At 72.9% G+C, this 14,304-nt stretch carries 10 protein-coding genes; 7 read left to right on the top strand and 3 right to left on the bottom strand.

Features of this window, described 5'->3' with window-relative positions:
* Positions 1-81: 81 nt before the first annotated feature.
* Positions 82-2,787 carry a SpoIIE family protein phosphatase gene (locus tag STRNI_RS08855; protein ID WP_277410885.1) on the bottom strand — a complete coding sequence of 902 codons (2,706 nt, stop codon included), beginning with the start codon at positions 2,785-2,787 and terminating at the stop codon, positions 82-84.
* A 166-nt stretch (positions 2,788-2,953) separates the two neighbouring features.
* Here STRNI_RS08855 and STRNI_RS08850 point away from each other — a divergent pair, with 166 nt between their 5' ends.
* The 4 genes from STRNI_RS08850 to STRNI_RS08835 all read left to right on the top strand — a co-directional run bounded on the left by STRNI_RS08850 (position 2,954) and on the right by STRNI_RS08835 (position 8,602).
* Positions 2,954-4,477 (top strand): long-chain-fatty-acid--CoA ligase, encoded by a 1,524-nt coding sequence (locus STRNI_RS08850; RefSeq protein WP_277410884.1) that lies wholly within the window; start codon positions 2,954-2,956, stop codon positions 4,475-4,477.
* Positions 4,478-4,581: 104 nt separating this feature from the next.
* The gene (locus tag STRNI_RS08845) at positions 4,582-5,109 is read left to right on the top strand and encodes a DinB family protein (protein WP_277410883.1); all 528 of its coding nucleotides are present in this window, start codon (positions 4,582-4,584) and stop codon (positions 5,107-5,109) included.
* Between the two features lie 402 nt (positions 5,110-5,511).
* On the top strand, positions 5,512-6,687 hold the full coding sequence (gene rsgA, locus STRNI_RS08840; RefSeq protein WP_159485464.1) for a ribosome small subunit-dependent GTPase A: 1,176 nt from the start codon (positions 5,512-5,514) through the stop codon (positions 6,685-6,687).
* Positions 6,688-6,787: 100 nt separating this feature from the next.
* Positions 6,788-8,602: a DNA-3-methyladenine glycosylase 2 family protein gene (locus STRNI_RS08835; RefSeq protein ID WP_277410882.1), complete on the top strand. Its 1,815-nt coding sequence runs from the start codon at positions 6,788-6,790 to the stop codon at positions 8,600-8,602.
* A gap of 95 nt (positions 8,603-8,697) precedes the next feature.
* Here STRNI_RS08835 and STRNI_RS08830 read toward each other — a convergent pair whose 3' ends face one another.
* Positions 8,698-9,180, bottom strand: a complete 483-nt coding sequence (locus tag STRNI_RS08830; RefSeq protein ID WP_109893689.1) for a DUF456 domain-containing protein — start codon at positions 9,178-9,180, stop codon at positions 8,698-8,700.
* Positions 9,181-9,671: 491 nt separating this feature from the next.
* Here STRNI_RS08830 and STRNI_RS08825 point away from each other — a divergent pair, with 491 nt between their 5' ends.
* From STRNI_RS08825 to STRNI_RS08815, 3 genes are all read left to right on the top strand, one after another.
* Positions 9,672-10,931 (top strand): protein phosphatase 2C domain-containing protein, encoded by a 1,260-nt coding sequence (locus tag STRNI_RS08825; RefSeq protein WP_277410881.1) that lies wholly within the window; start codon positions 9,672-9,674, stop codon positions 10,929-10,931.
* 139 nt (positions 10,932-11,070) lie between these two features.
* On the top strand, positions 11,071-12,813 hold the full coding sequence (locus STRNI_RS08820) for a pyruvate dehydrogenase (protein WP_159485458.1): 1,743 nt from the start codon (positions 11,071-11,073) through the stop codon (positions 12,811-12,813).
* Between the two features lie 25 nt (positions 12,814-12,838).
* Positions 12,839-13,318: a hypothetical protein gene (locus STRNI_RS08815; protein WP_277410880.1), complete on the top strand. Its 480-nt coding sequence runs from the start codon at positions 12,839-12,841 to the stop codon at positions 13,316-13,318.
* Positions 13,319-13,434: 116 nt separating this feature from the next.
* Here STRNI_RS08815 and STRNI_RS08810 read toward each other — a convergent pair whose 3' ends face one another.
* Positions 13,435-14,292 carry a class I SAM-dependent methyltransferase gene (locus STRNI_RS08810; RefSeq protein ID WP_277410879.1) on the bottom strand — a complete coding sequence of 286 codons (858 nt, stop codon included), beginning with the start codon at positions 14,290-14,292 and terminating at the stop codon, positions 13,435-13,437.
* Between the last annotated feature and the right edge of the window lie 12 nt (positions 14,293-14,304).

Here is a 14,304-nt window from a genome sequence, read left to right as displayed (position 1 = left end):
CGGCGACCCGGGACCCGCGACCGGCGACTCGCGACGACGCATCCGCGACCGGCGACCGCCCCGCGCCCCCGCCCCGCACCGTCACAGCGCAGGGACGTCGTCCCACTGGTCGAGGACGTCCTCGGCCGAGTCCGGTCCGGGTTCCGGCCGGCCGCCGTCGAGGGACTGCTCGGTCCAGATGACCTTGCCGCCCGGTGTGTAACGGGTGCCCCAGCGCTGGGCGAACTGGGCGACGAGGAAGAGACCGCGGCCCCCCTCGTCCGTGGTGGCGGCCCGGCGCAGATGCGGGGAGGCGCTGGTGCCGTCGGAGACCTCGCAGATCAGGGCACGGTCGTACAGCAGCCGGACCCGGATCGGCTGGGCGCCGTAGCGGATGGCATTGGTGATCAGCTCGCTCAGGATCAGCTCGGTGGTGAAGTCGATCGCCGCCAGCCCCCAGGACTCCAGCATGCGCAGACAGCCCGCCCGGACGGGGGCGACGGCCGCCGGGTCGGAGGGCACCTCCCATTCGGCGACCCGGGCGGGCTCCAGCAGTTGGGTACGGGCCACCAGGAGGGCGATGTCATCGCTGGGGTGGTCGGGCAGCATCGCGTCGAGGACCGCCGAACAGGTCTCCTCCGGGGTGCGGTCCGCCCCGGCCGCCAGGGCCGTGCGCAGCTGCTCCAGTCCGGTGGCGATATCGCGGTCGCGGTTCTCGACCAGCCCGTCGGTGTACAGCACCAGCCGGGAGCCCTCGCTCAGCGTGAGCTCCGTGGTCTCCACCGGCACGCTGCCGCCCAGTCCCAGGGGCGGGGAGACGGGCACCTCGGGGAACGAGACGGTGCCGGCGGGGCGGATCACGGCCGGTCCGGGGTGTCCCGCGGTGGCCAGGGTGACCCGGCCGGTGACCGGATCGTAGATGGCGTACAGACAGGTCGCGCCGGTGATGCCGGTGCGTCCCAGGTGCGCCGGTACCCCGTCGGTGTCGCCGTCCGCGCCGCCGGACCAGGGCCCTTCGTCGTCGGCACCTCTGCCGCCGGTGCCGAGGCCGGCCGCCCGCGCCTCGTCCGTGTCGATGTGCGTGACCAGTTCGTCCAGGTGGTTCAGTAGCTCGTCGGGCGGCAGGTCGAGGGCGGAGAAGTTGTGGACCGCGGTCCGCAGCCGGCCCATGGTGGCGGCGGCGTGCAGCCCGTGTCCGACGACATCACCGACGACCAGCGCGACCCGGGCGCCGGGCAGCGGGATGACATCGAACCAGTCGCCGCCGACCCCGGCGTGCGCGGGCAGATAGCGGTGGGCGACCTCCAGGGCGGACTGCTCGGGCAGGGTCTGCGGCAGCAGACTGCGCTGCAGGGTGACGGCCGTGGTGTGCTCGCGGGTGTAGCGGCGGGCGTTGTCGACCGCGACCGCGGCCCGCGCGGTCAGCTCCTCGGCGAAGGCCAGGTCCTCCTCCTCGAAGGCGTCGGAGGCCGCGGACCGCCAGTAATTGACCAGTCCCAGCACCACGCCCCGGGCCTGCAGCGGTACGGCGATCAGCGACCGGATACCGGCGTCCAGCACCCGCTGGGTGCCCTCCGGATCCTGCCGCCGCCACGCGTCCGAACCGCGCAGATCACCGACGAGGACGGGCCGGCCGCTCGTCAGGCCCGTCGCCATCGGCGTACCGGGCACATACCGGAGCACCTCACCGACCCGGTAGATCGCCGCTTCCTCGGGGACCCCGTCGACCGCCATCCGCCGCAGTTCGGCGCTCGCCCCGGCCGCTGGTTCGTCGCCCCGCAGCACCGGCTCCAGCAGCTCGACGGTGACCACATCGGCGAACCGCGGCACCGCGACCGCGGCCAGCTCCTCGGCGGTCCGCCCCACGTCCAGCGTGGTGCCGATCCGCAGCCCCGCGTCATAGATCAGCTTCAGCCGCTCCTGGGACACGTCCGCCCGCCCGGCCAGCGCCCGCAGTTCGGTGCTGTCCCGCAGCGTCACCACGGTCCCGGCGGCCCCGCCGTGGGGGCCGGTCGGCCGTACGTTCACCGCGAGCAGCCGGTCGCCCGCCAGCAGCACCTCGTCCGTCGCCTCCCGCCCCGACGAGAGCAGCGCGCTCAGCTGCGGTTCCAGGCCGAGATCGGTGACCGGGCGCCGTTCGGCGTCCGCGGGCAGTTCGAGCAGCCGCCGGGCCTCGTCATTGGCCAGCAGCAGCCGCCCGTCACTGCTGAGGATCAGCACGCCCTCCCGTACGGCGTGCAGCACCGCGTCGTGGTGGTCGTACCTCCGCCGCATCTCGGCCGGATCCAGTCCGCGCGTCTGCCGGCGCAGCCGACGGCTCACCAGGGCGGCCCCGCCGGTCACCAGGAGCAGCGCCCCGGCGGCGGAACCGAGCAGCAGCGGCAGCTGGTCCACCACCTGCGCGTTCGCCCGCTGGACGCGGATCCCGGACACCGGCCCGACGAGCTCGCCGCTGCGTTCGAGCACCGGGACCGTCGTGTGCGCCGCGGGGTTCCGGGCCGCCTCCGCCCGCGGCTGCGGCAGTGCGCCGGGGTCGGCGGACCGCATGGCGGCGCGGGTGCCCGGCGCATGGGCGAAGGACTCGGCCCCGACGACCGAGAGCTGACGGGCCTCCCGGGTGCTCGCGTCCTGTGCCTGGAAGACGAGCGCCAGGACGGCCGCGACGACCAGCAGCACCGCGAGGGCGAGCTGCAGCACCCATACCCGGCCCGCGACGCCGTGACCGGTCAGCAGCGAGCGCAGGCGCTGTCCCGGGGAGCGTGGTGACGCCGGAGAATCGTCACCTTCTCGCCCGAAAATTTCCGTCATGACCCATATTTAGCATTGTGCTCCACCGCGGGGTGATCGGCCGTCCCGGCGCCGTGCGCTTCCGCAACGCCCCGCTCCTGCGCTATTGAGCGATGCTCAGCCGCTCTCTATGCTCGGCGCGTCCGATGCAGTCCGTGGTACGAGCCGCCGCACGCCAGGAGCCCGGATGACCTTCAACCTCGCGACCGCCCTCCGTGAGTCCCGCCGGTCCCACCCCGACAAACCTCTGTGCCACCTCGCAGACCGGACCGCCACCTACGCCCAGGCCGACGAGGCGTCCGGCCGTATCGCGGCCACCCTGCGGGGGCTCGGCCTCCGGCCGGGCGCCAAGGTCGCCGTCCACCTGCCCAATGTCCCGCAGTTCCTGTTCACGTATTACGGGATCCTCAAGGCGGGGCTGGTCATGGTCCCCCTCAACCCCCTGCTGAAGGCCCCCGAGATCGCCTATCACCTACAGGACTCCGAGTCCCGACTCCTCATCACCTTCGAGGAGTTCGCGGCGGAGGCCGTCAAGGGGGCGGAGCTGGCCGGCGGCGTCGGCACCTATGTCGTCCACCCGCCGGGCAGCGACCGGAGGATCGCGGGCACCCGTCACCACGACGAGCTCTACGCCGCCGACGACACCGGCGAGATCGCGCCGACCAGCGCCGACGACACCGCCGTGCTGCTCTACACCAGCGGGACCACCGGCCGCCCCAAGGGCGCCGAGCTCACCCACTTCCAGCTCCACATGAACTGCACCGTCTCCGGCGAGCTGTTCGGCTTCCGCCCGGACGACATCGCCCTCGCCGTGCTGCCGCTCTTCCATGTCTTCGGTCTCTCCAGCGTCCTCAACATGGCCGTACGCCACGGCGGCACCCTCGCCCTGGTACCGCGGTTCGGGACCGACGCGGTGCTCGAGGCCCTCGAACGGCACCGCTGCACGGTCTTCGCCGGCGTCCCGACCATGTACGCGGCCCTGCTGCAGGCCGACACCGGCAAACGGGACCTCGGCGCACTGCGCGTCGGTGTCTCCGGCGGTGCGGCGATGCCCGGCGAGGTCATCCGTGCCTTCGAGGAGAAGTTCCCCGGCGTGGTGATCCTGGAGGGCTACGGGCTCTCCGAGACGGCCAGCACCGCGACCTTCAACATCAGCGCGGAGCAGCGCAAGGTGCTCTCGATCGGCAAGCCGATCTGGGGCGTCGAGGTCCGGATCGTCGACCCGTCCGGCGCCGAACTGCCGCCGGGTCCCGAGCACGTGGGCGAGATCCTCGTCCGCGGCCACAACGTCATGAAGGGCTACCACCGGCGCCCCGAGGAGACCGCCGAGGCGCTGCGCGACGGCTGGCTGCACACCGGAGACCTCGGACACCGCGACGAGGACGGCTACTTCTTCGTCGTCGACCGCAAGAAGGACCTCGTCATACGGGGCGGCTACAACGTCTATCCGCGCGAGGTCGAGGAGGTCCTGCACACCCATCCCGCCGTCGCCGAGGCCGCGGTCATCGGCCGCCCCGACGACCGGCTCGGCGAGGAGGTCATCGCCGTGGTCAGCCTCAAGCGGGACACGACGGCCACCGCCGAGGACCTCACCGCCCACTGCAAGGAGCGGCTGGCCGCCTACAAATACCCCCGCGAGATCCGCATCGTCGACGAACTGCCCAAGGGCCCCACCGGCAAGATCCTCAAGAAGGCACTGCGCGCCGGGTGAACCGGGGGCGCATCCGGAACGAGCTCCGGATGCGCCCGCACCCAGCCGTCGCGCCGTGCCGCTCGTCCGCGTCGTTGTCAGTGGCCTGTGCAAGGCTGAGGAGCATGGGAATGACACCGGACGGGCGGCCCGTTCCGCCCCCGCACGCAGATGAACGCACCATGCTGGAGAGCTGGTTGGAGTTCCACCGCGCCACGCTCCCGCTGAAGTGCGCGGGCCTGGACGACCGGCAGGTCCGCCAGGCCTCGGTGGCCCCGTCCACCATGACGCTGCTGGGCCTGGTCCAGCATCTTGCGGAGGTCGAACGCAACTGGTTCCAGCGGGTGTTCGCCGGACAGGACATACCGCCGGTGTACGAGGCGCAGAAGGGCGACGGGTTCACCCTCGCTCCCGACCGCGGGATCGACGAGGCGCTGGCCGACTGGCGCGCGGAGGTCGCCCGGAGCCGCGAGCTGACCGCCACCGCTTCGCTCGACGACTCCGGCACCCTCTCGGAGCGGGAGGCCGGATTCGTCGGGGACCAGGGGGTGTCGCTGCGCTGGATCCTGGTCCACATGATCGAGGAGTACGCACGCCACAACGGCCATGCGGATCTGCTCAGGGAGCGCATCGACGGTGTCACGGGCGCTTGAGGTCTGGAGGTCTGGAGGCCTGAGGGCTTCAGGGGGAGGGGCACGCCGGGGCACGGCTGAGCGATGACCTCCCACGGCTGCCCGGCTGCCCGGCCGCCCGGACACCGCGTCCGGGCGGCGCGTGGCGCACCACGGAAAACCGGGGCCGAGAAAATCGCTGGCGCCGCCGCGCGGGACCGGTCTACAGTCTCCAGCGTTCGGGAGGACAGCCGGAGGCTGTCGCCGTCGGCTGTGGAGAAATGCGGGAGGTGAGTACTGATGACTGTCGTTGCGCAGGGCGCTGCCCGCATCCAGAAGATCATCAACTCCCTCCCTGTGGTCTCCGGCTGACTCGACGTCACTCTTCTTCGCGTGCGCCTCGCGCGCACGGCCGGGACCGCTCCTTCTCGAAGGGCCATCCCGTTGTTCGACCTCACTCTCTCTGCTGCGCACCCGCTGACCGCCTATGGCTGGGACGACGGGTTCGCGCGGAGTTTCACCCCCTTTGCCGGGCCGGGGCTGGTGCCCGGCCGTATCGTCCGTGTGGACCGCGGCCGGGTGGACGCCGTCGTGGCGCACGGCGACGGCACCCGTACCGTTCTGGCGGACACCGCGCTGGTGGCGACCCGCGACCCGATGCGGGTGCCGTGCACCGGCGACTGGGCCGTGATCGACCTGGAGAACGGGCGCAGCGGCGACCATGTCGACGGTGTCGTACGGACGTTGCTGCCGCGCCGGACCGCGTTCGTACGGTCGACCTCGTCGAAGCGTTCCGAGGGCCAGGTGCTGGCCACCAACATCGATCACATCGTCATCTGTGTCTCGCTCGCGGACCAGTTGGACCTCGGGCGGATCGAGCGGTTCCTCGCACTGGCGATGTCCAGCGCGGGCGCCGAGGGCCCGCCGCACGCCTCCGGGCTCGCCACGGAGGGCGGCGCGCAGCCGGTGGTCGTGCTGACCAAGGCGGATCTGGCCGGGGACCCGGACGGTCTGGCGTATCTCATCGAGGATGCCGAGGCCGCGGCGCCCGGGGTACAGGTGCTGGCGGTCAGCTCGACGACCGGGGACGGGCTCGATGTGCTCGCCGCCGTACTCGCGGGCGGTACGTCCGTCCTGCTGGGGCAGTCCGGTGCGGGCAAGTCCACGCTGGTCAACGCCCTGCTCGGCGAGAGCGTCCAGCTGGTGCAGGCCAACCGTGACCGGGACGGCAAGGGCCGGCACACCACGACCACCCGTGATCTGCGGGCGCTGCCCGGCGGCGGGGTGCTGATCGATACCCCCGGGCTGCGCGGCGTCGGGATGTGGGATGCCGAGTCCGGGCTCGCCCGGACGTTCTCGGATGTCGAGACGCTGGCCGAGGAGTGCCGCTTCCACGACTGTGCGCACCGGGCGGAGCCCGGCTGCGCCGTCCAAGAGGCCGTCGAATGCGGGGAGTTGCCCGCCCGTCGGCTGGAGAGCTACCGGAAGCTGCAGCGTGAGAACCAGCGCATCGTGGCGAAGACGGACGCCCGGGTGCGCGCCGAGCTCCGCCGCGACTGGAAGCAGAAGCAGGCGCTGGGCCGGCACCTGATGGAGCGGAAGCGGGGGCCGCAGAGGTGAGGTGAGGGGAGGGAGGGCCGCCCGGCACCGGCCCTCCCCGCCCGAACGCCACGTCCGATTTCCGCCAGCCGGGGCGCCGCGCCCGGCGCACACTGAGGGCGTGAGGGACGACGAGGCCAGGTACGAAGCGGTGACCAGCCGGGATGCCCGGTTCGACGGGGAATTCTTCTTCGCCGTGGTGACGACCGGTATCTACTGCCGGCCGAGCTGCCCGGCGGTCACTCCCAAGCGGGTGAATGTGCGGTTCTTCCCGTCGGCCGCCGCCGCGCAGGCGGCCGGTTTCCGGGCCTGCCGCCGCTGCCGGCCGGACGCCGTGCCGGGGTCCGCGGAGTGGAATGTGCGCGCCGACCTGGTCGGCCGGGCCGTGCGGCTGATCGGGGACGGCGTGGTCGACCGGGAGGGCGTCGGCGGACTGGCGCGGCGGCTGGGATACAGCCCGCGACAGGTGCAGCGGCAGCTGACCGCGGAGCTGGGCGCGGGACCGGTGGCGCTGGCACGGGCCCGCCGGGCACACACCGCGCGGGTACTGCTGCAGACCACCGCGCTGCCGGTCACCGAGCTGGCGTTCGCCGCCGGGTTCGCCAGCATCCGTCAGTTCAACGACACGATCCGGGAGATCTACGCGGGCACGCCCAGCGAGCTGCGGGCGGCGGCCGGGAACGGGGGTGCCGTCGCCCGCCGTACCACCGCGGCCGCGCCGGGAGCCGGGGCCGGGCGGCCGGGAGACGGCTTCGCGGACCGCTCCGCAGGCGGCTCCGCGGACCGCTCCGCGCCCGCCGGCATCCCGCTCCGGCTCGCCTACCGCGGCCCGTACGCGGCCGCAGAAATCTTCGACTTTCTGCAGCTGCGGGCGGTGCCGGGGGTCGAGGAGATCCGCGGCACCCGCGGGGAGCGCACCTACCGCCGTACGCTGCGGCTCACCCACGGCAGCGGTATCGCCGAGGTCGACGAGCCCGCCGGGCCGCGCCGGCGGCGTCGCCCACCGGCGGGCCTGGTGTGCCCGGCGGCCCGCGGCACGGACGGCGGCTGGCTGGAGTGCCGGCTGCGGCTGACCGACCTGCGGGATCTGTCGACGGCCGTACAGCGCCTCCGTCGTCTGTTCGACCTGGACGCCGACCCGTATGCGGTCGCCGAGCGGCTCGGCGCCGATCCGCTGCTCGGCCCGCTGGTGGCCGAACGGCCGGGCCTGCGGTCACCCGGCGCCGCGGACCCCGAGGAACTGGCGGTACGGACCGTGCTCGGCGGCCCGCCGGAACACGCCGCCGCGCTGGTGCGGAGGTACGGCAAACCGCTGGACGCGGCGGACGGCGGCCTCACCCACCTCTTCCCGGCGCCCGGGAACCTGACCGGCGCCGAGGTCGCGGAACCGGTGCGCACGCTGTGCACCGCACTCGCCGACGGCACCGTCACGCTGGACGCGGGCGCGGACCGCGGCGCCACCGAGCGGGCGCTGGCCGCCCTGCCCGGAGTCGGCCCGCGCGCCGCCGCGTACCTCAGGATGCGGGCGCTGGGCGACCCCGACGTGGGGACGACGCCGGGGAGCGACCAGGAACAGGGCGCGATGGCGGGTCCGGCCGCATGGCGGCCCTGGGGCGCCTACGCCCTGCACCATCTCTGGCGCGCCGGGCTGCTGCCGGCCGGCGAGATGTCTATCCCGAACGGGACGCCCAGGCCGAACGGGACACCCATCCCGAACGGGACACCCATCCCGAACGGGACACCCATCCCGGACGGGACACCCATCCCGGACGGGACACCCATCCCGAACGGGACACCCAGGCCGGACGAGGGGCCCGGGGCGGGGGAGCCGTCAGGGCCGAGGGAGCCGTCAGCGTCGGCGGAGATGCCCGGGGCAGAGAACCCGTCATCGTCGGCGGAACCACCCACGTACGCCACCGCCGGCCGGGCCGTCTGACGCCTCAGCCCACGCGCACCCCACGGCCGGCCGGTCCGGTCAGCCCGCCACCACGGCCCGGGTCCGGTCAGCCCGTCACCACGGCCCTGGTCCGGTCAGCCCGCCACCACGGCCCCGATCCAGGCGCCGACCACCAGCAGACAGGCGAACAGCTCGACCAGCACGCTCAGCCCGATCGCGCGCAGGGCCGTACGGGTCGAGGCCCAGGCATCGCCATGGCTGCCGAGCCGGATCCGCTCCAGCAGATAGAGACCGCCGACCGATCCCAGCACCCCGCCGATGACCGGAATCACGAAGAACCCCACGATGCCGGCCACCCCCGCCAGGAACAGGGCCCGGTACGGCGTCCCCACGGCCCGCAGATTGCGGGCCGGCAGCAGCCACTTCAGCACCTGATTGAGCAGCAGCAGGGCGGTGGCGGCCATGAGCACCACCCAGGCGAGCGCGGACTTCTCGGACAGCGTCCACCACATCACGCCCGCCCAGACGATCAGCGGCCCGGGAATACCGGGCACCAGCACCCCGAGCAGCCCGAGCAGCATCACCAGACCGGCCGCGACCAGCTGCCACACACTCATACGGCGGCCACACTTCGCCCGGCCCGCCCACCCTCGCTCCGCCCAGGCCTGCCCGCCGTCCGCTCGCCGCACGCGCTCATGCGCCGCACCGCACTTCGCCCGGCCCGCTTGCCTTCGCGAAGCGCGCACCCCGTCCCTGCCCGCTCGCCGCACTCGCTCACGTGCCGGCCTCACTCCCGGCGGGCGCACGCCCCGTGACGGCTCGTACGCTGCACACTCTCATGGGCCCAGCGTGCCGGAAGCTGCCCGGAAGTGCTTGCCGGGCGGGGGCCGGAGCGCGGGGTGGCCGGGGGCCGCGGCGGACGGACCGGTCACACCGCGGCCGAACTGACCGCCGCTCACGGCGATTCGGTCAGCCGGTCCGTGGGCCACGCCGCTGACATGCGCTGCTCACCGACTCCGCCGGACGGTCACTCTTGGGAGGCCGACCGCCCGGTGGACGCTCTTTCGCGCCCTGTTGAGGGCGCGGCCGCGCAGGGACAATACGGCGCATGAACCAGCAGGGGGCCGGGTGCGGCCAGGAGGACGACTGGTGGCGGCAGTTGTACGGCGAGGGAGGGGGAGAGGAGGCCCTGGGACGCGCCGCGGTGCGTGATGCCGGGCCGTCCGACGCCCCGGACACCCTCGATGACCGGGTCGCCTCGGCGCTCCGGGCGGTGGCCCCGCCACGGCGGGGCGCCCCCGCACCGCAGCCGCCCCCGGCCCGCCCCGCGGCCTCCCCGTCGGCACCGATCCCGCTCCAGGCCACCGGGCCGGGCTCACGCCCGGCGTCCCGTGCCAGGCCCGCTGCCCCGTCCGCGCCCGAGCCACCCCGCGATATCCCCGAACCAGCCACCACCAGGGGCAGCGGCGACCGGCCGCCGCTGTCCGAACCCGAACTGGGCCCCCTGCCCGCCGCCGATCCGGCCGCACTCGACGAACTGGTCCCGGACACCGCGCTGGACGGCGCCCGGTACGGCTCACTGACCCTGCTCGCCGCTTCCCAGCGCGGCGACCTCGCCCGCCACCGCGGTGACGTACGCCGCGACGCCCTGCTCACCGCCCGCTTCGGGGCCGGCCGGCACGCCCTGATCCTGGTCGCCGTCGCCACCGGCCGGCCGGCCGCCGAGGGCGCCCAACGCGCCGCCCATGACGCCTGCGCCTGGATCGGCGGCGCGGTCGGCCGCAGCTACACCCGACTGGCGGAGGACATCCGTACGGACCGCCGCAGCGCCCTCAAATCCGGGCTGCAGCGGCTCACCGACCGTAGCTACGGCAGGCTGCGCGGCCGGGCACGGGAGCTGGACGTCGCACCGGAGCGGTACACGGCCGCGCTGCGCTGTCTGCTGCTGCCCGCCGACCCGGACTGCCGTACCCGGGTGTTCTTCGGTATCGGCGCGGGCGGTCTCTTCCGGCTCCGTGACGGTGCCTGGGAGGACCTGGAGCCCCCGCTGCCGGAACAGTCCGCGAAGGAGGGACCGGACGGCACCGGCGGACGGCTCCGTTCCGCCTCCGGCCGGTCGCCGGCCGACGGCTCCGACGGGGCCGAGCCGTTCCTCTTCCGGACGGCCTTCGCCCGTCCGGGGGACACTCTGCTGCTGTGCAGCGCCGGTCTCGCCGAGCCGCTGCAGCAGGAGCCCGCGTTCGCCGCCCGGCTGGCCGGACAGTGGTCAGCCGAGCCCCCGGGCCTGGTGGCCTTCCTCGCCGCGGCCCAACTGCGGGTGGCGGGCCACCCGAAGGACCGTACGGCCGTCGGGGTGTGGGAGTCGTAGCGGCGGGCACACGCGGTCCCGGGGTGCGGACCGGCAGGAGCGGCGCAGCGGAGGCGGCCGGGGCACCCCATGGGTTTCATGGGACCAGACCCCACCGCGTCAGCGGACGTCACCCACCCGTCGAAGGAGCGAGCACGACATGGCGAAGCAGACCGTGGCCGAGCAGTTCGTGGACATCCTCGTGCGGGCGGGGGTGCAACGGCTCTACGGCGTCGTCGGCGACAGCCTGAACCCGGTGGTGGACGCCATCCGCCGCAACTCCGCCATCGACTGGATCCAGGTCCGCCACGAGGAGGCCGCCGCCTTCGCGGCCGGGGCGGAAGCGCAGCTCACCGGCTCCCTCGCGGCCTGCGCCGGCTCCTGCGGCCCCGGCAATCTGCACCTCATCAACGGTCTGTTCGACGCCCACCGCTCCATGGCCCCGGTCCTCGCCCTGGCCTCCCACATCCCCTCCAGCGAGATCGGCACCACCTTCTTCCAGGAGACCCACCCCGACCGGCTGTTCACCGAGTGCAGCCACTACAGCGAGCTGATCTCCAGCACCAAGCAGATGCCGAGGGTGCTGCAGACCGCGATCCAGCACGCCATTGGACAGAGCGGCGTCGCGGTCGTCTCCCTCCCCGGCGACATCGCCGCCGAGCAGGCCCCCGAGCGCGCGATCGAACATGCCCTGGTCACCTCGCGTCCGTCCGTGCGTCCCGGAGACGCCGAGATCGAGAAGCTGGCCCGGATGATCGACGAGGCCGACAAGGTCACGCTGTTCTGCGGCAGCGGCACGGCGGGCGCGCACGCCGAGGTGATGGAGTTCGCCGAGCGGGTGAAGTCCCCGGTCGGACATGCGCTGCGCGGCAAGGAATGGATCCAGTACGACAACCCCTATGACGTGGGCATGAGCGGACTGCTCGGCTACGGCGCGGCGTACGAGGCCACCCATGAGTGCGATCTGCTGATCCTGCTCGGCACGGACTTCCCGTACAACGCGTTCCTGCCCGATGACGTCAAGATCGTCCAGGTCGATGTCCGGCCCGAACACCTGGGCCGCCGCACCACGCTCGAACTGGCCGTCTGGGGCGATGTCCGCGAGACGCTGCGCGGTCTGATCCCCAAGGTCCGGCCGAAGCCGGACCGCAGGTTCCTCGACCGGATGCTGAAGAAGCACGCCGACGCGCTGGAAGGCGTGGTCAAGGCCTACACCCGCAAGGTCGAGAAGCACACCCCGATCCACCCCGAGTACGTCGCCTCCGTCCTGGACGAGGAGGCCGCCGACGACGCCGTCTTCACGGTCGACACCGGCATGTGCAACGTCTGGGCCGCCCGCTACCTCACCCCCAACGGCCGCCGCCGGGTGATCGGTTCGTTCAGCCACGGCTCGATGGCCAACGCGCTGCCGCAGGCGATCGGCGCCCAGTTCATCGACCGCGGACGCCAGGTCGTCTCCATGTCGGGCGACGGCGGTTTCTCGATGTTGATGGGCGACTTCCTCACCCTGGTCCAGTACGACCTGCCGGTGAAGGTGGTGCTGTTCAACAACTCCTCGCTGGGCATGGTGGAACTGGAGATGCTGGTCTCCGGTCTGCCGTCGTACGGCACCACCAACCAGAACCCGGACTTCGCGGCCATCGCCCGCGCGGCCGGGGCACACGGCGTCCGGGTGGAGAAGCCCAAGCATCTGCGCGCCGCCCTGCGCGACGCCTTCCGCCACAAGGGCCCGGCACTGGTCGACATCGTCACCGACCCCAACGCCCTGTCCATCCCGCCGAAGATCAGCGCCGAGATGGTGTCCGGCTTCGCCCTGTCGGCCGGAAAAATGGTCCTGGACGGCGGAGTCGGCCGCATGCTCCAGATGGCCCGCTCCAACTTGCGCAACATTCCCAGGCCTTAGGCGCTGTCCGGCGGACCATCTGCCGATGCGCGCCACCCCGACTGCGCCCGGAACCGGCTGGAGGGACGAGAAGCCGCTCGATCTCGTGCTGGCTCACCGGTCGTTGCAGTTCCGGCCCTCCCGCTGGAAGCGGTTGCGCGATCGCATCACCGCGGGAAACGCTCCCCGCGAGCTACGGACCGCCGGCGTGCCGGAGAGCGACGTGCTGCCCGACCAGGAGGTCGACCAGGGGCTTCTGGGCAGGCAGCGGAACGGGGACCTGCTCCGCCAACGCGTCCACGTCGAGACGCTGTTCCTTACCGGCACCACGAGGGCGTTCAGAGAATCGGCCCGGCCCGTCTTCGCCGTGACGAAGGAGGGTCCGCCCACCGCCGCGACCGAGTTGTACCTTCCGGGCCCGGGTTGCAACTACCACACCTGCCGGGGTCTGTACGTCTGGAAGAATCCGCATGCGCACGACCGGGAACACATCCATGTGGTGTTCTCTCCCCGCTGGGTGAAATGAGCGGCACGCACGACGCACGCACGACCGCTCCTGCCTCTCTGCCCTTCGGACTCTCGACCCCGAAGCATGATCCGCCGGACAGCGCCGGGCGGGTCCGCCCTGGCGCCCGACGACCGTCAGGTGGTGGCCACCAGCAGATCCTCGCCACTTGACGGGCGAAGGCCGTCGGACCGCTCGGCGAAGTAGCGTGCGGCCAGCGCGGCTCCCGGCACGTGGTGGGCGTCCTTGAAGCCGGCGTCTCGGGCCAGTGCCAGCATCTCCTGCGGGGTGTAGAAGCTGATGAACGGCGTTCCGGCTGCTTGCGCCTGTGGCTTGGTGGCCTCCAGCGCGGGGCGGTCGGCGTCGTCCACGAGGTCGGTCGGCAGCATGAAGGTCATGGCCAGCGTCGAGCCGGGGGAGAGCCCGGCGAGCCGCCGCAGGGTCGCCGCGTTGGCGTCCTTGGTGAGGTACATGGTGACGCCGGCGCAGACCACGACCGCCGGCCGGCCGGGATCGAAGCCGGCGTCGGACAGCTGCCGCCACCAGTCCCCGCCTGCCTCGAAGTCGACGGGTACCAGACGCAGCCAGTCGGGGATCCCGTAGCCGAGTTCGATCAGGCGTTGGCGCTTCCAGGCCTGGGTGGCCGGCTGGTCGATCTCGAACACCCTTAGGCGGGCGGCGATGTCCGGCCTCCGCTGGGCAAAGGTGTCCAGCCCGGCCCCCAGGACGACGTACTGGGCGACGCCGTGACCGGCCTGCTCGACAACCAGGTCCTCGATGAAACGGGCACGGGCCACAATGGCCGCCCGGAACGGGCTCGTGCCGCGCGGGTCCATGTCCGGGCGCCGCCGCCATCCCTCCTCAGGGGCCGCGAGCTGCAGTCCGATCTCGTCCTCGATCACATGGGGCGGCGAGTCGACCTGCACATGCATCGCCCGCCAGAGGGCGACCCGCACCGCGGTGCCGTCCGGTACCTCGCTCTGCTCGTCTGCCACGATGTCCCTCCC

The organism is Streptomyces nigrescens (assembly GCF_027626975.1).
Lineage (GTDB): Bacteria > Actinomycetota > Actinomycetes > Streptomycetales > Streptomycetaceae > Streptomyces > Streptomyces nigrescens.
This window is presented reverse-complemented; position numbering and strand designations above follow the sequence as displayed.